Below are 20,766 nucleotides of genomic sequence, written 5' to 3'. Positions count from 1 at the left end.
CCTTTGGAATGGTTATTGATATCATACTAATTTGATATTTATAATTAAAAAGTAAATATTGATTTTGTTAACTAAAAAAACTAAACATGGCAACTACAAGTAGTGCAAAAAAAACTACCGGTAAAAAAGCAACAGCTAAAAAAGCAGCTCCTAAAAAAGCAGCAACAAAAAAAGCAGCTCCTAAAAAAGCGGCAACAAAAAAAGCAGCTCCTAAAAAAGCAGCAGCTAAAAAAGCAGCTCCTAAAAAAGCAGTAGCTAAAAAAGCAGCTCCTAAAAAAGCAGCAGCTAAAAAAGCAGCTCCTAAAAAAGCAGCAGCTAAAAAAGCAGCTCCTAAAAAAGCAGCAGCTAAAAAAGCAGCTCCTAAAAAAGCAGCAGCTAAAAAAGCAGCTCCTAAAAAAGCAGCAGCTAAAAAAGCAGCTCCTAAAAAGGCAGCAGCTAAAAAAGCAGCTCCTAAAAAAGCAGCAGCTAAAAAAGCAGCTCCTAAAAAAGCAGCAGCTAAAAAAGCAGCTCCTAAAAAAGCAGCAACTAAAAAAGCAGCTCCTAAGAAAGCAGCAGCTAAAAAAGCAGCTCCTAAGAAAGCAGCAGCTAAAAAAGCAGCTCCTAGAAAAGCAGCAGCAACTAAAGCAGCAGCACCTAAAAAGGCAGCTCCTAGAAAAAAAAGTGGTTCTAGAAAAGGTAGATCTAAGGTTACAGCTCCAGAAGTAACTCCAATGGCACCAATGGGTGGTGAGACTTCAATGGAATCATAAGAAATTAAGTTTTCAATTTAAAGAACTCCGTTAGATGATATCAGCGGAGTTTTTTTTTGCCCTAAATATTACAAATTAATTCCGTGCCGTGTGTTCGAAAACTAAACCCAACATTAGATTTCATGCACCAATTTCAAATCGGCTAGTGCGATGGCGGTCATCGCTTCAATGACTACCGGAGCTCTCAAGGCAATACATACATCATGACGACCTTTAATTTCTAATGAGTTTATATTACCCGTATTCAAATCAATCGTTGATTGAGGCTTGGAAATACTACTCGTTGGTTTTATGGACACATTAAAGCTTATAGGATTTCCATTACTTATACCACCATTAATTCCACCACTGTAATTTGTCCTTGTTGTTCCATCCATTGAAATGATTTCATCATTATGCTCCGAACCAAACATTTTTGCGGCACCAAATCCAGATCCAAATTCTATACCTTTTACAGCTGGAATAGAAAAAACTAAATGGCTGATCATAGATTCAATACTGTTAAAAAAAGGTTCGCCCCAACCAATTGGAATTCCAAGCACTTGACAATTAACTAATCCTCCTACAGAATCATTTTTTTGAATTGTTGCTGCGAGTATAGCTTCAAAATCTATATGCCCACCAATTTCAATCAATTTAGCTTCAATCTTTATGGGTTGCAACAATTTCTTTGCAATAATCCCAGCACCAACTATTGCTGTAGTAAGTCTCCCGCTAAAATGTCCCCCACCCCTATAATCATTGTATCCCAAAAATTTTCTATGGGCAACAAAATCAGCGTGACCTGGTCTTGGTAAAAGTTTAGTGTCTTCATAATCTTGAGATCTCACATCTGAATTTCTAAAAAAAATATTCATGGGAGCGCCAGTGGAAAAATGCTTAAACACACCTGACAAAAATTCCGGAACATCAGATTCTACACGTTTAGTGGTCCCCAAATGACCTGCTCGCCGTCTGGATAGATCATGTTCAAATTCTTCTAAATGAATTGGTATTCCCGGAGGTAAACCATCAATGATTATTCCTACTCCAAGGCCATGTGACTCACCATAAATCTGCACTCTGAATTTTTCACCAAATGAATTCATCTTTTAACTTTTCTTAGAATTAACAACCATCTCCACATCGAATATGTTTGAATGATCTGAATTAACTTAATCATCGAAATGAAAGCTATCCTTTCAATGGTAATATTGAAGCGTAAAATATATCCTTTACAAAGAATACAAACTTTGCTTTTATAAAAAAAAATGAATCCTATATTTCATTTGATTTACAATACATTAAATAATATAATAATATATAAATAAATACAATGTAATTCATTAAGTCTATTTTAGGAATTTTGAAAAACGAGTTGGAATACATCCAGAAAAAAAATAATAGCTTATTTCTAAATACTTATCTTTACGAATTAATAGAATTATAAATATACCTTGAATTTGACAAAAGTTTAAGCAATTTTATTCAACGATTAAATAATCAATCTTATGGCAGTACTTACTGAATCTCAAAAAAACATTACCGCAACTGATGCTTTTCCTATTCTAGGAACGGACCACATTGAATTCTATGTAGGAAATGCCAAACAAGCCGCCCATTTTTATCAGACCGCTTTTGGATTTGAATTGGTAGCTTATAAAGGACCTGAAACCGGAAACCGCTCTTATTGTTCTTATGTGCTTCAACAAGATAAAATTAGATTTGTCCTTACTTCATCTCTAGAATTAGATCATGAAATTACGAAACATGTTGCATTACATGGAGACGGAGTAAAAGTTCTGGCTTTATGGGTGGATGATGCTAAAGCTTGTTTTGATACAGCGATAAGTCGAGGTGCCCAAATAGCTTTTGAGCCGATCACATTGCGCGATGAACAAGGTGAAGTAGTCATGGCATCTATCAAGACCTATGGCGATACCATTCATACTTTGGTAGAACGCAAAAATTATTCAGGACCATTTTTACCAGGTTATGTTACTAAAAAGAGTTTGTTAAAGACGAAATCTGTGGGATTAAAATATGTGGACCATTGTGTTGGAAATGTGGAGTTGGGCGCAATGAATCAATGGGTCCAGTTTTACCAAGATGTCTTAGGTTTTAAATTACTGATAACATTTGATGATAAAGATATTTCTACTAAATATACGGCATTGATGAGTAAGGTAGTTTCCAATGGCACCGGATATGTGAAATTTCCAATCAATGAACCAGCTAAAGGATTAAAAAAATCGCAAATAGATGAATATCTTGAATTCTATAAAGGAGCAGGAGTACAACATATTGCCATTGCCTGTGATAACATCATTCAAACCATCAGTGATTTGAGAGAGAATGGAGTTGAGTTTCTGTATGTTCCGGATAATTATTATGAGACTGTAATGGATCGGGTGGGACATATTAATGAAAATCTTGAAGAATTAAAGCGCCTGAACATTTTGATTGATCGGGATGAGGATGGTTACTTGCTGCAAATATTTACTAAACCACTACAAGATAGACCAACTGTTTTCTTTGAAATCATAGAACGCAAAGGTGCCAAATCATTCGGCAAAGGTAACTTCCAAGCATTATTTGAAGCCATCGAACGAGAACAGGAATTGAGGGGGAATTTATAGATTTATCCTTTTTTACTTTGGAGGATTAAGATCGTTTCTTAATTCGAAAGGCGTAGCTATCATCCAGTTTTTTTATTTCAATAATTACTAGATTGTTTTTACTAAGGTATTTTAAAAAACTTTTTGCGGATATTCTCTTTTTGCATTGATCATAATCTATATATTCTTCTTCTTTTTCATTAGAAATATCCTTGTCTTTACAAATTAAAGCGGTATCAGTTTGAATACTGTCCTTCTTCAAATCTATATGGTTGTCCTTAACCATTTTATTAAAGTCATCTTCTTTAATGAACTTAGGTTTATTTAAATGTTCAATGATTATTAACTCTGTTCTATCATCCATCGATTTTATAATAGAATTAAGCATATCATTTTTTTTTCGAAAATGATGAAATGATTGTCGAATAAGTATTTTATCAAAAATCAAATGTTCTACTCCAGTATTTGTATCATAACCATCGACCAATGACCACATGAAAGGCAGATTATACTTTTTCAAAAATTCCAGATCATTTCTCATGAAGCGCACCAAATTTGGATTTAATTCAGTTAAAACTATGGATTGATTTTGGTAAATCAATCCTAAGAGTATAGAAAAAAAACCATCACCAGCTCCGATATCTACCATTTTATCATTTGGATTCAAATGGCAGAATTTCAATTCCTCGTAAAGTGTGGTATCATATATTAGTTTGTAAGGAGCTTCATCATCAATAAATCCATTTGACATCATATTAAGAAAATGTCCATGACGATTAACAACCTCCAAATCAGTAGGAAGAAAATTAATTCCTTTTAAGTCGACACCATATTTCCTTTTAAGATTTTTGGACATTTCTAAATAATTTCCATCAACCATTTTACAATATGCATAAATTAATTCCATAAGCAATCCCGGACTCATGGCTGTGTTTATGTCATCAAGTTTAGTTGCCAATTGAAAAAATGAAGTGTCAAATAAACCTCTATTAAATAAATAAAGCTCTCTATACGTATTTAAACCTCTAATAATCTTAATGGTATTCGAATCTTGTCCATTTGAATGGGTCGTTGCTATTATAAATACTATCAGAAAATATAAATTCTGCAATTTAAATTTTAATTTTCTCATATTTAAACAAGAATTGACATCAACGAATTAATGTAACATCACCCGATTTGCTTAGCGGTTTTCCATTCTTACACACGCCTTTGAAGATATAATAGAAAACTCCCGGATTTACATCTTTACCATGTGAAGTCCCATCCCAGCTGGGATCTAGCCTATGATCAGAATAAATAAGATTACCCCATCGGCTGTAAATAAATAAATCCGTAATCTGTGCAACATCGGTATAGGATTTAAATAGATCATTGATTTGATCTCTATTTGGTGAGAATACATTGGGAATATAAGTACCACAATTGAGACTATCACAATAAGCATCAGATTCTACCAAAACATGAGTGACCAAAATACTATCGCAACCCCAAATGCTTGAAAATTTTTGTTGAAAAACTCCAGTGCTTGAATAATTAGCAAGTCCTACTTGTATCGATTCACCAGGACATATCGTGAAATCATAACTAATTAATGCAGAATCATGGACCCCTATCCTGGTCATTACAATACTGTCACATTGATTTACATTCGTAAGTGTATCCATATAAGTTCCTTCATCAATATAAGAATGTCCATTGATTTCGAACGATTCACCATAGCATAGATCAATATCCAAATCAACATGAGATCTAGGAAGTATAGCAATACTATTAGCTATTATACTGTCACAATTGGATATACTTTTCAGGGTATCTTTAAAAATACCCGCTTTGTCAAAAATATGATTTCCTACTTGAATAAAACTACCCTCGCATATGGAATAAGAATATCGCTTTTCATAAATAGGATAAACTTCCAATTGAGTTATAATTAGGCTGTCACATAAATATCGATTGGATATAAGGTCAAAATAACGTCCAGATTTGGTGTAACGGCTACTTCCAACTTCAATGAAGTTTCCATCACAAATCTTCTGATCATTTAATAGGGTATCCTTCTTATATACATTTACCTTAAGGTTTATAATACTATCACATCCATATTTAGTTTGTAAAGTGTCTTCATATATTATGGATTGATTGATGTTTTGACCATTAAAAACCAATGGATCACCTTCACAAATACTCGTATCAATAGCGAAATAATAGGAATCAGACTGTTGGATATCTGATATAATAATACTATCACATTGCGTGTGCGATTGTAATGTATCAACATAGATACCTGATTTATTATATACATTAATGCCAACTATTATGGAATCATGGGGACATAGAATTACAGGATTAGCAATGGTATATCGTGGATTGACTTTTAATTGGGTAAAATGGATACTGTCACAACAATATAAATTAGAAAATACATCCTTATAAATTCCAGTATTCGTATATCTATTTGTACCCACATCAATAAAATCACCTTCACAAATTTCAATAAATGCTGTATCTGATTTTATTTCAGTCCTATCAAAAACTTCAATACTTAGTTCAGCTGAAACACACCCAAATTCATCTTGACTTGTTAACTTATGTATACCTGGTGTTAAATTACTAAACTCACCAGAAGCTTGTAAAGAACCCTGATCCATTTTATAATAATAAAAAGGTATAGACCCAGATGCGGTTACAGTTACAAAGGTGTTCGGACTACAACAGGTAATTTCCAAGTCGGCAGAATCTTGAACCAAAGTTATGGTATTAATAAAATCAAATATTTCAACATTTCTTACGGACTCACAACCTGTGACGTCTCGAGTTGTGATGGTATAATTACCTGGTAATAAACCATCGAAGATACCTGATGACTGAAATAAACCGTTGTCCAATTTGTATTCATAAGGCGGAATTCCTTTTATGCCCGTAATCACAACTCGACCTGAATCTTTACAATTCAATGAAGACAACCATAACAGACTGTCAGATAAAATATGTTGATTAGGTTCCAAAACCAATTCAGTGGGTAGAATACAATTCCCATATTTGGTATACAAAGTAATACTACTGCCCGCTTCAAATTCGTAGAATGTGTTGGTCGAATATTGTCTTCCATCAATAGAATATTCATTCCCAATAGTGGTGCTATCTGACTTAATGTGTAAAATAATAATACTAGAACTGGAACAACTATCTACATAGGATAATGAATAATCAAGTTCTATTTCTTTTACAAAAACAGTCATGGTGTCTAAGTACTTAAAACCACAATTATCAATCAATTCAACAAAATAAGTAGTTGTAGTATCAGGACTGAATATAGGATTAAATACATCCGTATGATTTATTCCATAATTTGGACTCCAATTATATTTTGAAAATTCGGAAGGAACAGCTATCTGGATAGCTTCACCTTTACAGATTGCCTGATCTTTTAATTGATTTACGGAGGTGACATAGTTAAAACAAACTTGATGCACATTCACAGAACCTCCAGTGGCAGAAGTAAAACCAAAATATACATTTGGATCATTGTTAAAAATATTTTTTACGATATCTCCAGTATAGCTTAATCTCAAATTACAATCGACATAAACATTTAAAGTCCTGGATGGTGCATTCCATCGAATGAGGACATTATGAAATTTACAATCTTCTGCATTTCCAAAATTTGGAAAAATACCTAATGGGCCTGCTAAATTATCTGCAGATAAATGATTTACGTTACCGTTTTTAATGATTGCAATATGATCGAATCCCGGATCATTATAATTAGGATTTTGCCAGGTATCAAATTCAACTGCTAAACTAGGAGTTACTCCTTGATATCCAAGACCTCCACCTCTGACACCAATACTAGTAGATATAGGTTGAAACAAAAACGCGATACCATCTGCTCCTCCCTTATCGATACAACCTAGATTAATATCAAAATAGATGTCAAAACTCTGATTCAAATTCGTTTTATCTTCATACCAAACAGAGCCAACCTGATCAGTTTTGGCTTCGGTCAATCGGTAACACCCATTCCCCTGGTAAAGGGCATCGCCATTTGAAATAAATTTTTTCGGTGCTGTAGAAAAACAACTGTCCTCGACGATAACTGAAACGGTATCTTGACATCCATTAGCATCTGTAACCGTAATACTATATTGACCATAAACCAATAATTGAAAAAAAGGATCTGTTTGAGAAAATGCGTGATTGCTAATGTTATATGAATAAGGAAGAGTACCACCTTTTGTATTTACTAATATAGTACCATCGCTGATACAATGTGATCCTGTACTGCTTACTTTTTCTAATTCCAATTTAGTAAAGGTTTGAAATGTAGCAGTTAGCATGTTGTTTGACAAATAAAAGTCCTGATTACCATTTGGATTACCAATACTAATCTGAACGTTGTGATTACCATTTTGTACCGGAATGCATGGAATTATGACATCAAATGTTTTGTTCGGTCCTAAATTTCCAACCCAATTTAATGACTGAATAGAACCACCATCTATTTGATAATTTATAACTGCTGAGTTAATGGTATTTAATCCTTCATTTTTAATTTTTAATGTCAGGCATAATGAATCTCCACATAAGTATCCTGTTGAACTAATTTGTAGAGCTGCTATATCCCAATTCCCTAAAGGAATACATCCTTTTGAAGAAATTAGAGATTTTCTGGAAGTTTCTAAAGCAGCCACCATTCTTACTTGTTGCCCTGCCGTAAAATGAACTGGACTACACGATGAGTAATCCATATAATTTGTGTTATCATCTTGCAAATCAGGAATATCTGTAGAACAGGAATTGGTATTACATGGAGCAAAGGATGCTGAATTATCTGGTGGCGTATCACAAACCTGGTCACCATCTAATAAACAATTTGCATTTGAACAACCCCCGTTAAAAGTATGGTTGAGTGAAAAAAAATGGCCCATTTCGTGTGAGGTCACAGTTGTACCACCAACTGAAGTCCAAAAAGCAGCTTCTTGCATAATCCCATCTACACTACATGGAGCGCCAGGGAAATATGCAAATCCTGCCAGACTGCAACCAAAATTTCCATTAAATAAATTAGTAACCAACCAGATATTAATATATTGCTTACAATCCCAATTCACTAATTGCTTGATAGCAGCATCACTGTTTTGATTGGTTCCAGGAAAACAAGTTGGATCTGCAACCAAGATACTCTCTGTCCGTGTTATACCGTTTGTGGGTTTTCCGTTTGGATCTCTTTTTGCTAAGCAAAATTGTATCCCAACATCAACTCCTGTAGCACTCCTGAATGGTCCTTGATTGGCAAAAGATTGATTTAATAAATCCAAACCAGCTTCTACTTGCACATCCGTTAAATTATTCAATTGTCCAATAGCAGTACCTGGTGGTACGATCAAATGCACTACAACTGGTAAGGTGTAATTGGCTTTAGCTCTTTTCAGATTATTTGGAGTAGAATAATATGCAGTAGAGTAGTTGTAGATGTTTTGTTGATTTTGAATAAAATGAGCTTTATACTCAGGATCAGTCAACATTAGAGCAGCGTGTTTAAGATCTGTCGCGCAGTAATTAGATTGACTGTAGCTTGGAATATAATATCCAACAAAAAAGAAAAAGCAACACAAGACTTGTTTCATCTTAGTACAAATATAAAACTAATTATTATATAGCTAAGAACGCAGATAATAGATATAAGTTCCGCAACGATAATTGAGGAGAATAAAAGGCTGACTTATCCAAAATGGAAACCAGTGCTAATCTGTTTCAAAGAGGTATAGAAATTTCTTTCCAATTGGTTTGCAATAGCTCAACACAAAATACAATATTTGATTTGATTTGATTTACTATAGTCAACTTGTTACAATAATCAAGTAAAAATTCTATATGAAATAGATTGAAGCAAGCCACAATAAACTAATTATCTCTATAAAACCATATGACGTAAAAACACTCTTTTTGAGTTCGTAATAACTATAAAATACAATATTAAGTAAGATGCAAAACAAATACTATTCTAGAATTAACTAATAAAATTTAGAAACGAATCATCATTTAAAATTTTACAAATCCAACTGTATCCTTCTACCTAGCGAATGCTGTGGCTCTCTTTTCACGAATTACTGTGACCTTAACCTGACCTGGATATTGCATTTCATCTTGTATTTTTTGGGAAATCATGAATGCTAAATCATCAGCATATTGATCGGTTACTTTTTCACTTTCAACGATAACACGTAATTCACGACCAGCCTGCAGCGCATAAGCTTTCTGAACGCCTTCATAGGCCATAGCCAATTCTTCTAATTCAGTGATACGTTTTAAATAAGATTCCAAAATCTCACGACGAGCTCCTGGTCGAGCTCCTGATATTGCATCACAAGCTTGCACGATTGGAGAAATAATATTATTCATTTCTACTTCATCGTGATGTGCTCCCACTGCATTTATAATGACCTCGTGTTCATTGTATTTTTCACAAAGTTTCATACCAAACAATGCGTGAGATAATTCTGATTCTTCTTCAGCAACCTTTCCAATATCATGCAGAAGTCCGGCTCGTTTGGCCATTTTTATTTGCTTAGGATTCAAGCCTAACTCTGCAGCCATTACAGCACAAAGATTAGCCGTCTCCATAGAATGTTCTAATAAATTCTGACCATAAGAAGATCTGAAACGCATTCTACCAATCATTCTCACCAAGTATGGATCAAGTCCATGTACATCTAAATCAATGATAACTCGTTCTCCGATTTCTACTATTTGTTCATCGAGTTGTTTTTTAACTTTCGCAACAACTTCTTCAATACGAGCTGGGTGTATACGTCCATCAGCAACTAAACGTTTTAATGATAATCGGGCAATCTCTCTGCGAATAGGGTCGAAACTTGAAATTACGATTGCTTCAGGGGTATCATCTACCACGATTTCAGCACCTGTTGCTGCTTCCAGAGCACGAATATTTCTTCCTTCCCGTCCGATAATTTGACCCTTGATATCATCACTATCCAAATTGAATACAGAAACAGAATTTTCGATGGTATATTCAGCACACATTCTCTGAATGGTTTGAATCACTATTTTTTTGGCTTCTTTGTTGGCATTAACTTTAGCATTTTCCAAAACTTCTCTTTCAATGGCCATCGCTTCATTAGCAGCTTTAGCACGAACTGCTTGGAGTAATAATTCTTTAGCCTCTGACTCAGTTAATTTAGCTATTTGTTGAAGTTCTTTAATTCGCTTCTCATTAGCGCCATCAAGCTCTTCTTTTTTCTTTGCAATAATTTTAAGCTGCAATTCTAAATTTTCACGGACAGTCTTTATATCCGCTTCTCTGTTTTCAACTTCTTGCTTTAGTTGTTTAATATCTTTTTCAATGGCCTGAAGTTTCATTTCCTTTTCCTTCAGGTCGACCATCTGAGTTGATTTTTGAGTTTCAAACTCAGATTTCAAACGATTAAAATTATCCTTAGTTTCTTGAATTTTTTGCTGCTTGATGCTTTCATTTTTTGCTTCAGCGCGAGATACTATTTTTTCAGCTTTGTTTTCAGCTTCAGACATAATCCGATCTGCTGAAAGTCTGGCTTTTTCAAGTTCAAGATCAGATATCTTGTTGATTTCGTCAACTTTATGCTGATTAGATTTCTTGATTAATGTCCGGACAATAAAATAACCTACACCCGAACCACCTAATAATCCTACAATTGCTCCTATAATAGATTCCATAAAAAAGATTTATTTGGCTTGATTTCTATGGAACAATATGGGTAGAGACGTATAAACCAATGATTTGGTTAATAAAACAACATAAACTTCAGATCTTACTTATTAAATCTTTGATATGCGTATGCCATTAAAAAACACTATATTATACGATATGAATAAAACTTGCTAAACTCACTCCTCTATCCTTTTGCCCCAAGACAAAACTATAATAATTTATAGTTCAAGCCTTTATATATTAAAAAATAAAATTATATAAAACACGAACTAAGCCACTTTTAGCATTATTAAGTGTTTGGTGCAAATATAAATAAAAATTATGTAACATTTTATTCTTTAACGTCGAATAATTGCCCCTACTTTAGATTCAAATGCTTTAATTAAACGTTCCATAACCTTCTCAATTTCCTCACTCGTCATCAAATGATCCAAAGATTCAAATATAAAGCTTAAGGCATAGGATTTTTTATCTGCTCCGAGTTGATTTTCATTCTCATAAATATCAAATAAATCAATATGTTTTAAGAGATTGATATTTAGACTAAAAGCCTCCTTCTTTAATTGATCAAACGAAATGTTTTTGTCAAGTATTAATGCCAAATCCCTTGATACAGAAGGATATTTACTCACATCCTTATACGTTACTTTTTGTTGACTCTGAGTTATTTGTAACACATCGATAGAAAATTCCGCATAGAATACTGGTTTCTTGATTTGAAATGTTTGAAGTAAGTTTTGATTCAATAATCCCGCCTTGACTAGATTCTTTTGATTTTTGGACCAAACAAGATGATATGCCCAAACCTCTTCAGCCCCACCGGTATTTAATTCTACATTATGAATACCTATTGAACTCAACAATCCTTCAACCAATGACTTGATATTAAAAATGGAATTGCTTAATGGTTTCGGATTACTCCAATGGATTGCAGTTTCAAAGCCAGTCAACCAAATACCCATTTTTTGAAGTTCAATGATTTCGCTTTCTTCTCTTAAATAGGATTTACCAAACTCGAAAAATGCAAGGTCGTTTTGTTGACGATTTTGATTTAGAAGTATAGTCGATAGTCCCCCTAACGCCAGTGAAGGAGACATTACATCTAAAGATACATTAGAAGTATTATTAATATATATGAGTTGATTTTTATCCCAGATAGATGATTTTATACACATTTCTGATGACGTTAATGAGATGTTCATAATCTCATTTAAACCTCGGGCAACCAACCAATCTGAACAATATTTTCTTAAGGGATGTCCAGATAATAGTGGTATTGGAAATGACATCTTAATTTGATCTGGGACAGGAATCTGATCATAACCATAAACTCTGGCAATTTCCTCTATTAGATCAGCCGATCTGCGAACATCGGGTTTATTTGTTGGAACCTCAACAACATACTGCCCATTTCTATGATCTGTAACGGACATATCCATAGCAAATAAAATTTGTTTTAATTGCTCTCCATCAAGATTAATTCCTGTTAATGTTCTTACTTCTTCTAGACTAACTTGAATTTCTGGATTGACCATTTTTTGAGGATAGACATCTATCCAATCAGAAGCAATCTCTGCATTACAAACAGATTGAAGTAAATAAACAGCTCTTTCTAAGGCTGTCAGGGTAATATTTGGATCTGTACCTTTTTCAAAACATTTTGCTGCCTGGGTACGGATCAAGTGAAACATACTCGATGTTCTAACTTTTGAAGCGTTAAAATGAGCTGATTCTATAAAAATCGTTGAAGTTTGTTCACTTATACCGCTTCCTAAACCTCCTAAAACACCGGCAATACACATAGGTATTTTGTTTCCATCACAAATCATTAGATCAGTAGAACGCAACTTCCTTGAAATGCCATCCAATGTAATAAATTCTGTAGATTCATCTTGAGTCATTACATGGATGGTGTGTCCGGGTATTTTATCATAATCAAAAGCATGTAGTGGTTGTCCCATCTCATACATGACATAATTGGTTATGTCCACTACATTATTAACGGGTTTTTGATCCATAGCCAACAACCTTTTCTGTAGCCAATCCGGAGAAGGTCCAACTTGAATATTGGTTAGACAAACACCACTATATCTGGGACAATGGTCAGAATTAGAAACCACAACATTCATTTCTTTTAAATGATTAACTAAAGAATGTTCAGCTATTTTAGGAACTTTTAAAACCCACTGACCTTCACGATGGATTCGGTACCAGGCAAGAATATCTTTTGCTACACCAAGATGGTTGGTTGCATCTGCTCTATTTGGCGTAAGTCCTATTTCAAGAATGGTGTCAGAATTTAAACCTAGATATTCGGAAGCTTTTTGGCCTATCCTTGCATTTTTATCTAAAACTTTAACCCCATCATGGCTTTCGCCAATTCCTAATTCATCTTCAGCACAAATCATACCTTGAGACTCCTCACCTCTGATTTTTCCAAGTTTAATGGTTAAAGGATCTTTCCCAAGAGGATGTAGAGTAGTACCTACAAGAGCAACCAAAACTTTCTGCCCTTGAGCAATATTTGGAGCACCGCAGACTATCTGTAAAAGGTCTTCATTACCAACATTTACTTTAGTTAATTTTAATCGATCAGCATTAGGATGGGGCCAACACTCTAAAACTTCACCCACAAGAACTCCAGACAAACCACCCGGAATATCTTCGATAATCTCCAAACCTTCCACTTCAAGTCCGAGTGAAGTTAAAATATCTGCCACTTGTTCAGGCGTATCTTTTAAATCAATAAAATCTTTCAACCAATCGAACGATATCCGCATAATTTATAAATATAATGCAAAGACACGGAATTTTTAGTGAACTGCCAAATGGATGTCTGTTTAAGCAACAATTTCAAGCGACTACTTTAAACAATGCATCTTTCAATATTTGAAGATACATATCAATTTCACGAAGGTGTGTTCTAAAACTTAGAATTGCAATTCGGATCCAAAACACACCATCAATGGTAGTCGATGAAACAAACAATCTTCCATCTTTTAAGACATATTCAACGATCTTTTGATTTGTTTTACTTGGATCTTCATTGGGCTGAATGTATCTGTAAATACAAACCGATAAATCCGGATAAGGGCCAACCAAAAATCCCAATTCCTGGACTTTCTGATAAAAATATCTACATAATAATAGCTTCTCATCCAAACACGCTTTAAAAGGTTCAATTCCGTGTAATTTCAGCGGAACCCAAAGACGCAAACCTCTAAAATGCTTTGTCAATTCCGGAGATAAATCGGCCGGACTCAATTCCTCCTGAGAAGTTAAAGTGTCCTGCATATAAGCAGCTTTATAATAATGCGCTTTATATTGCGAAGCTACATCCTTAATCAGAACAGCACCCAAACCATAGGATAAAAATAAGCCTTTATGTGGATCGATCGCGATGGAATCAGATCGCTCGATGCCTTTAAATAGATCCTTCATTGACTTATTATCATGTGCTTTTAATTCTGACATAATAAAAAATCCACCGTATGCAGCATCCACATGATACCAAATATTATATTGCTCTGCCAGGACCGCAATTTCATTTAAAGGATCTACAGCCCCTGTATCTGTTGTACCGGCGCTTGCAACTACCAAAAAAGGAGTGAATCCAGCGTTCATATCCAATTTTATTTGTTCTTCCAATGCTTGACAGGACATTTTATAAGACTCATCCATTGGAATTAACCGAATTAAGACCTCAGACATGCCTGATATGCGGATCGCTTTATGGACACAATGGTGGACCTGTGAAGTCAGGTAGATACATTGTTTAGGAATCTGAATACAAGTAATTTGCCTTGCTTCTCTTGCAGTAACTATGGCTATTAAATTAGCAATAGAACCTCCACTTGTTAAATTTCCTAAACTGCCTGCAGGATAACCCATGAGATGGCACATCCAGCGTATCAATTCATTCTCCATTTTAACTGCCCCCGGACCACCATAAAATATTCCAGCATATTGATTGGTAACAGCAGCCAGATAATCGCCCAAAGCACCTCCATAAATTCCACCTCCTGGAATATAACCCAAATGACCTCCTGATGCTGGATTCAATCCTAGTGATAATACATCTGAGGAAAGATGATCTAATATTTCTGTAATGCTCTCTGTAGATTGGATTGGATTATTTAATTTATCTCCTACATTGATATCAACATGAAAAGCTTTTGATTCAGGTAATTGATCTATAAATTCAAAGGCAAATTGGGTAACTTTTCCAGTCCATTCAGCTCTTTGATTTGGATTGGGAGCTAATTGAATTGCAATTTTTTCTAAATCTAAAATTTGTTGTTTCATCTATCTTTCATTGAGGGTGCAAATTAATTCCTTGTGATAAAGTTATTTTGATTTTTTTTATACAATAATTTGCTAATTTTTTAAAATGACTAAACTATTTCAATAATTCAATGTATATTTAAACCTTAAGCAGTTGTTCTAATCTAGATCATTGCTCAAACAACAAATTAATACATGTTTACTAAAGAAAATATTAACGAGGCTCTTAAATATTATTTTGGATTTGAGTCCTTTAAAGGAAATCAAGAAGATATTATTTTATCATTATTGAATGGGAAAGATACATTTGTAATAATGCCAACTGGCGGAGGTAAATCAATGTGTTATCAATTACCTGCCTTAATGCTTCCCGGAACTGCGATTATTATTTCGCCACTCATTGCTTTAATGAAAAATCAGGTGGACGCGATTCGTGGGTATGGCCAAAATGATGAGATTGCACATTTCATGAATTCATCATTGAATCGATCCGAAATAAAACAAGTAAAAGAGGATATCGTAAGGTCAAAGACCAAATTATTATATGTTGCACCTGAGACCTTGCAAAAAGACGAAACTATTGAATTTTTGAATTCCGTAGATTTATCCTTTGTAGCTGTTGATGAGGCACATTGTATTTCTGAATGGGGTCATGACTTCAGACCTGATTATCGTCGTATTAGGGACATGATCAATTCAATAGATAAAAAGATACCTATAATAGCTTTAACTGCAACGGCAACACCAAAAGTCCAAATAGATATTGTTAAGAGTTTGGAAATGGTGGATCCAGATATTTATATGGAATCTTTTAATAGACCCAATTTATATTATGAGATTCGTCCTAAAATAAATAAAGAACAAACATTTAAACAAATCATACAAATTTTAAAAGCGCATCCCAAGCAATCCGGAATTATCTATGTACAAGCCAGAAAAACAACAGAAGAACTGGCACAAATTTTAACTGTTAATGGTATCAGTGCTGCCCCTTATCACGCTGGGATGGACCCTAAGTCAAGAACTCAGGTTCAGGATGACTTTCTGATGGAACAAATCGATGTTATCTGCGCAACCATAGCTTTTGGAATGGGAATTGACAAGCCAGATGTTCGAACTGTTATCCATTATGATATACCAAAATCACTTGAAAACTATTATCAGGAAACCGGAAGATCTGGTCGGGATGGTTTGATCGGTGATTGTTATGCTTTTTTTGCAAATGCAGATTTACTCAAATTAGAAAAATTCTTACGAGACAAACCAGCATCAGAAAGAGATATGGGAGCCCAATTATTAGAAGAAGTGGAAGCTTACGTCGATAGTTCTGTGTGTCGTAGAAAATTTGTACTTCACTATTTTGGAGAAGAATATGACCCTGGTATGTGTCGGGGTATGTGTGATAATTGCCGTAACCCTAAACCTAAAATTGAGGTTAAAGATGAAATGGTTTTAGGATTAAAAGCAATCGTTGCTTTAAATCAAAACTTTACTATCAAACCGATCGTGGAATTCCTGTGTGGAGTAAAAACTAAGGATGTTTTAGATTATGAACTTGATCAACATGAATTATTTGGTCAAGGCGAAGAAAAAGGAAATTTATTTTGGTATTCACTACTACGTCAAGCCATATTACTAGGTTTTGTAACAAAAGATATAGAGACTTATGGTATCCTAAAAATGAATGCCAAAGGTTTAGATTTTATTAAAAAACCTGTACCAGTAGAAATTACCATTAATCACGATTATAGTAATACAAGCTCTACAGATGATGATGCGGCTCCAACACAAGGAGTAGCTCTTGATCCACAACTCTTTAATACCCTTAAAGAAATTCGCCTGGATGTAGCCAGAAAAAACAAGGTTAAACCTTGGGTCGTATTCTTTGATCCTTCACTTGAAGAAATGGCTACCCAATATCCTATCTGCATTGACGATTTATGTAAAATATCCGGAGTCAGCCGAGGCAAAGCTGAGCGTTATGGTCAACCCTTTGTAGAATACATTAAAAAATATGTAGAAGAAAACGAAATTGATCGACCCGATGATTTTCAAATTAAACAGGTTGCTGACAAATCTAAGTACAAGGTGGAAATCATTAAATGCATAGACAAAAAAATGCCGCTTGAAGATATCGCACGAAATGTTCAAATGAACATGGAAGATTTAATGGAAGAGCTTAACATTATTGTTAGTTCAGGTACTCGGATTAATATTAATTATTACATCAAAGATTCTATTGATGAATCCATACAAGAGGAAATTTTTGATTTCTTCAATTCGGCAGATAGCGATTCTTGTGAAGATGCCTATCAAAATTTAAAAGAAGAGGACATAACCTTTGAAGAAATTCGGTTGGTGCGTTTGAAATATTTATCAGAAATGGTCAATTAAGGGTAAGTGGATCAAAAGCCAAAGCTTAAAGTATTGATTATTAATGGTCCCAATCTCAATTTATTAGGGACCCGTCTGCCTGAATTATATGGGACTTTAAGTTTTGAAGATTATTTAGAGGATCTTCGTACAGAATTTGAAGGTTGTATCCTTGATTATTTTCAATCCAATCAAGAAGGTGATCTCATTGATGCTATACAAAAATGCAAAATCAATCATGATGGCCTAATCATTAATCCAGGCGCATTTACTCATACTTCTATTGGAATTCGTGATGCTATTGAGGCCATTAATATGCCTACTGTTGAAGTTCATATTAGCAATATACTTGAACGTGAAGCTTTTAGACAAAATTCGCTCATAAGTGATGTCTGTTATTTCTCAATTATTGGCATGGGAATGAAAGGTTATCAACTGGCAGTTTTGCGTCTTAGAGAAATATTAAGTTAATTTATATATAATAAAATTTGGAAGTTTAAAAGATAGCTTTTACATTTACAAAATTATTAAATCAATTTATTCAACCAAAACGTATTTATTATGAAAAAGCAGTGTTTATTTTTAAGTCTTTTTGTGTTAAGTTTATTATCTACTTCAACTTTTGCTCAAGACCACAAAATGTGGATTGGTGTTGATTTAGGCTTTAATTCCCACAAAGTTGGTGATGCAGATAATACATCCCAATTTTCAATTGCTCCAACTTTTGGATACCACCTTAGCGAAGCTATGGCAATAGGAATAAGAGTTGGTTATGCAAGTCCTGGAAAAGATATTTCAGCTTTCGGTGTTAACCCATTTTTCAGATATGGTAAGAGCATAGGTGATAAAGCTACATTATTTGGTGAATTAGGAGTAGACTATGTTTCAGGTTCTGATAAAACAAATGCTTCAACTGAAATCAAAACAAGTGCCTTTGGAGTTGGAATTAGCCCAGGAGTAACTTATATGTTTGCTGACAATTGGGGACTAGAAGCTCATTTTGGACATTTGGGATTTGATTCTGAAAGCGAAGAAATTGGATCAGCTGATGCTGTAAAGACAACTAATTTTGGATTGGATTTAACCATGAGCTCATTATCATTTGGTTTAACTTACCACTTCTAAACATAAAATTTAAGAATATTATAAAAAACCTGTCAATTCATTTTGGCAGGTTTTTTTTTTGAATTCAAATGAAATTATTGGTCTTTCTCGTATAGGATGCCAAGGAGGAATACAACGGGCGCTAAAAGTGGGACGCAAAGAGCGCGAAGAGGGATAACGCAAAGTACGCAAAGAAGGAACGCAAAGGGGGCGCCAAGGAATATTTATATTCGGTTCAGACTAAATTCCTTTGAGTACTTTGCAAATATTCCATTGTCTAATTTCCATTTAATTCTTTGGGAACTTTGCGTCTCTTCTTTGCGTACTTAGCGTCTCTTCCTTTGCGTACTTTGCGTCTCTTCCTTTGCGTACTTTGCGTCTCTTCCTTTGCGTACTTTGCGATAATTCCTATGTGTACTTTGCGATAATTCCTTTGAGTAAATTCCTTCTAAAATTTGTAAATTAGAAAAATAATACTTGAAAGAAAAACAGAAAATATTTACAAAAGCTGAATAAAATCAGAGACCATTAACCATTCTATGGATCCCTTCCTTTAATTTAACGGTGTTAAAATTCATAAGGAGTCCTAATTTACAATTGCATAATTTTAAATAAGTGAGCACTTGGGCATAATGCACACCTGGCATATAATCTACCGCTTTAATTTCAATGATTACTTTCCTTTCAACGCGCAAGTCAAGTCTATAGCCACAATCTAATCTTACATCTTCATAAATTAATGGTATGGGTACTTGTTGCTCTACAAAAAATCCGAATTTTCTCAATTCATAAGCTAGTGTATGCTCATAAACGGATTCAAGTAATCCAGGTCCAAGTTTTGAATGCAATTCAATGGCTATGCCAATAATCGCATAAGAAATTTCATTCTCTGTCATAATGTTTGTGGGGTTAGTGTTATTTTAAAAACTATTTAGTTAGGGTAAAGAAAATAGCTTTAGGTATTATATTTTTTTTAAATCATATTTATTTTTTAGGTTTTATTCCCAGACTGCATTTTTCTGAAGTTCATTCAAATAATCATACAATAATTCCAGGCCTAGCGTACCGCCTTGTTGATAATCCATTATTTTATAAGTGATACTATTTTGTCTGGCTATTTGTAGTGCATTAGCTTTATCAGCACTGCTATCTCCAAACTTCATTTCTAATTTATCTAATTTCAAATATTGCAATAACTGTTGCAATTTTAGAAAAACACTTAATTCGCAAGTTGATTTTTGAATCCCTGGTTCCGAATTCGTATTCTTAATATTATTGATAATTATTCTTCCAGAACTGTCTATTTTTATAATATAATCCGGACAACCACCAAACTGACAGTATGAATGCAATTGAAGATATCGAAGTGGAATTTTGCTTGGCATGGAGTTATATTCTATAATTCCATTAAATTTATAAACCAGGGTATCTTTTCTAATAAAACCCATTTTATAATAATCACTAAAGATTTTAGGATATTTTACTTCGCGACCTTTTACGGTAGTTAATTTTTGTTCTGTTGCGAATTGTTTATAAATGATCAGTGGTCCATTTTTTGTTTCTTCTATGATTGGAATGTTTAAATCCCCTTCAACGATCATGGGTTGAACATGAACTAATTCAAACACATCGGCGTCTTCTTTTGCAATAATGAGATAGGTAACATTCTCCTTCTTTTGATTTCCGGTAACAAATAAATCATTGAGACCATCGTCATTAAAATCACCAACAAACCAAGAGGAATATTCTATAGAATCAAGATATAATTGATTATCATCATTTTTAACTTTGATTCCCAATTGGAAATCCTTCAAATCCTTAAATTGCTTTTTAAGAAAAATGATGACCTCTTTATCGATGGTAAAATCTTCAAAGTCCTGACTGTAAATCGGAGAAAGCAAAGCATTTAACAAAACCAGAACAATTACAAAAACTGACTTCATAATAG

Annotated in this window: 13 protein-coding genes; 5 read left to right on the top strand and 8 right to left on the bottom strand. The window is 34.0% G+C overall.

From position 1 onward, the window contains the following. The first annotated feature begins 86 nt into the window (after positions 1–86). A complete protein-coding gene (locus tag IPK88_11575) occupies positions 87–749 on the top strand; it encodes a hypothetical protein (GenBank protein MBK8244055.1) in 663 nt (220 codons plus the stop codon). 113 nt (positions 750–862) lie between these two features. Here IPK88_11575 and IPK88_11570 read toward each other — a convergent pair whose 3' ends face one another. Next, positions 863–1,837: a chorismate synthase gene (locus IPK88_11570; protein MBK8244054.1), complete on the bottom strand. Its 975-nt coding sequence runs from the start codon at positions 1,835–1,837 to the stop codon at positions 863–865. Between the two features lie 402 nt (positions 1,838–2,239). On the opposite strand from IPK88_11570, the gene hppD reads away from it, so the two are divergent. Continuing rightward, positions 2,240–3,367 carry a 4-hydroxyphenylpyruvate dioxygenase gene (gene hppD / locus IPK88_11565; GenBank protein MBK8244053.1) on the top strand — a complete coding sequence of 376 codons (1,128 nt, stop codon included), beginning with the start codon at positions 2,240–2,242 and terminating at the stop codon, positions 3,365–3,367. 25 nt (positions 3,368–3,392) lie between these two features. Here the strand turns inward: hppD and IPK88_11560 are convergent, their stop codons facing one another. The 5 genes from IPK88_11560 to IPK88_11540 all read right to left on the bottom strand — a co-directional run bounded on the left by IPK88_11560 (position 3,393) and on the right by IPK88_11540 (position 15,362). Then, positions 3,393–4,478, bottom strand: a complete 1,086-nt coding sequence (locus IPK88_11560; protein ID MBK8244052.1) for a class I SAM-dependent methyltransferase — start codon at positions 4,476–4,478, stop codon at positions 3,393–3,395. A gap of 19 nt (positions 4,479–4,497) precedes the next feature. Beyond that, complete coding sequence (locus tag IPK88_11555) at positions 4,498–8,976, bottom strand: gliding motility-associated C-terminal domain-containing protein (protein ID MBK8244051.1); 4,479 nt, start codon at positions 8,974–8,976, stop codon at positions 4,498–4,500. 445 nt (positions 8,977–9,421) lie between these two features. Next, the gene (gene rny / locus IPK88_11550) at positions 9,422–11,062 is read right to left on the bottom strand and encodes a ribonuclease Y (GenBank protein ID MBK8244050.1); all 1,641 of its coding nucleotides are present in this window, start codon (positions 11,060–11,062) and stop codon (positions 9,422–9,424) included. Positions 11,063–11,395: 333 nt separating this feature from the next. After that, a complete protein-coding gene (locus IPK88_11545; protein MBK8244049.1) occupies positions 11,396–13,837 on the bottom strand; it encodes a phenylalanine--tRNA ligase subunit beta in 2,442 nt (813 codons plus the stop codon). Positions 13,838–13,910: 73 nt separating this feature from the next. After that, positions 13,911–15,362: an aminotransferase class V-fold PLP-dependent enzyme gene (locus IPK88_11540; protein MBK8244048.1), complete on the bottom strand. Its 1,452-nt coding sequence runs from the start codon at positions 15,360–15,362 to the stop codon at positions 13,911–13,913. Between the two features lie 174 nt (positions 15,363–15,536). Between IPK88_11540 and IPK88_11535 the strand changes: the two genes are divergently transcribed. The 3 genes from IPK88_11535 (at position 15,537) to IPK88_11525 (ending at position 18,839) form a co-directional block, all read left to right on the top strand. Beyond that, the gene (locus IPK88_11535; protein ID MBK8244047.1) at positions 15,537–17,735 is read left to right on the top strand and encodes an ATP-dependent DNA helicase RecQ; all 2,199 of its coding nucleotides are present in this window, start codon (positions 15,537–15,539) and stop codon (positions 17,733–17,735) included. A 6-nt stretch (positions 17,736–17,741) separates the two neighbouring features. Further along, on the top strand, positions 17,742–18,185 hold the full coding sequence (gene aroQ, locus IPK88_11530) for a type II 3-dehydroquinate dehydratase (protein MBK8244046.1): 444 nt from the start codon (positions 17,742–17,744) through the stop codon (positions 18,183–18,185). 90 nt (positions 18,186–18,275) lie between these two features. Then, positions 18,276–18,839 (top strand): porin family protein, encoded by a 564-nt coding sequence (locus IPK88_11525; protein MBK8244045.1) that lies wholly within the window; start codon positions 18,276–18,278, stop codon positions 18,837–18,839. Positions 18,840–19,336: 497 nt separating this feature from the next. Here the strand turns inward: IPK88_11525 and IPK88_11520 are convergent, their stop codons facing one another. Both IPK88_11520 and IPK88_11515 read right to left on the bottom strand, forming a co-directional pair. Next, the gene (locus tag IPK88_11520; protein ID MBK8244044.1) at positions 19,337–19,714 is read right to left on the bottom strand and encodes a GxxExxY protein; all 378 of its coding nucleotides are present in this window, start codon (positions 19,712–19,714) and stop codon (positions 19,337–19,339) included. Positions 19,715–19,816: 102 nt separating this feature from the next. Beyond that, on the bottom strand, positions 19,817–20,761 hold the full coding sequence (locus IPK88_11515; protein MBK8244043.1) for a hypothetical protein: 945 nt from the start codon (positions 20,759–20,761) through the stop codon (positions 19,817–19,819). Between the last annotated feature and the right edge of the window lie 5 nt (positions 20,762–20,766).

Origin of the sequence: Candidatus Defluviibacterium haderslevense, assembly GCA_016712225.1 — a bacterium.
In the GTDB taxonomy this organism is placed as follows: Bacteria; Bacteroidota; Bacteroidia; order Chitinophagales; family Saprospiraceae; genus Vicinibacter; species Vicinibacter haderslevensis.
The sequence above is the reverse complement of the archived record's forward strand: the minus strand, read 5'-3'. Positions and strand labels throughout refer to the sequence as shown.

Coding starts and splice junctions, on each gene's coding strand:
- IPK88_11575 (MBK8244055.1), top strand. CDS start 87: ATGGCAACTACAAGTAGTGCAAAAAAAACTACCGGTAAAAAAGCAACA.
- hppD (MBK8244053.1), top strand. CDS start 2,240: ATGGCAGTACTTACTGAATCTCAAAAAAACATTACCGCAACTGATGCT.
- IPK88_11540 (MBK8244048.1), bottom strand. CDS start 15,362: ATGAAACAACAAATTTTAGATTTAGAAAAAATTGCAATTCAATTAGCT.
- IPK88_11555 (MBK8244051.1), bottom strand. CDS start 8,976: ATGAAACAAGTCTTGTGTTGCTTTTTCTTTTTTGTTGGATATTATATT.
- rny (MBK8244050.1), bottom strand. CDS start 11,062: ATGGAATCTATTATAGGAGCAATTGTAGGATTATTAGGTGGTTCGGGT.
- IPK88_11545 (MBK8244049.1), bottom strand. CDS start 13,837: ATGCGGATATCGTTCGATTGGTTGAAAGATTTTATTGATTTAAAAGAT.
- IPK88_11520 (MBK8244044.1), bottom strand. CDS start 19,714: ATGACAGAGAATGAAATTTCTTATGCGATTATTGGCATAGCCATTGAA.
- IPK88_11570 (MBK8244054.1), bottom strand. CDS start 1,837: ATGAATTCATTTGGTGAAAAATTCAGAGTGCAGATTTATGGTGAGTCA.
- IPK88_11560 (MBK8244052.1), bottom strand. CDS start 4,478: ATGAGAAAATTAAAATTTAAATTGCAGAATTTATATTTTCTGATAGTA.
- IPK88_11535 (MBK8244047.1), top strand. CDS start 15,537: ATGTTTACTAAAGAAAATATTAACGAGGCTCTTAAATATTATTTTGGA.
- IPK88_11525 (MBK8244045.1), top strand. CDS start 18,276: ATGAAAAAGCAGTGTTTATTTTTAAGTCTTTTTGTGTTAAGTTTATTA.
- IPK88_11515 (MBK8244043.1), bottom strand. CDS start 20,761: ATGAAGTCAGTTTTTGTAATTGTTCTGGTTTTGTTAAATGCTTTGCTT.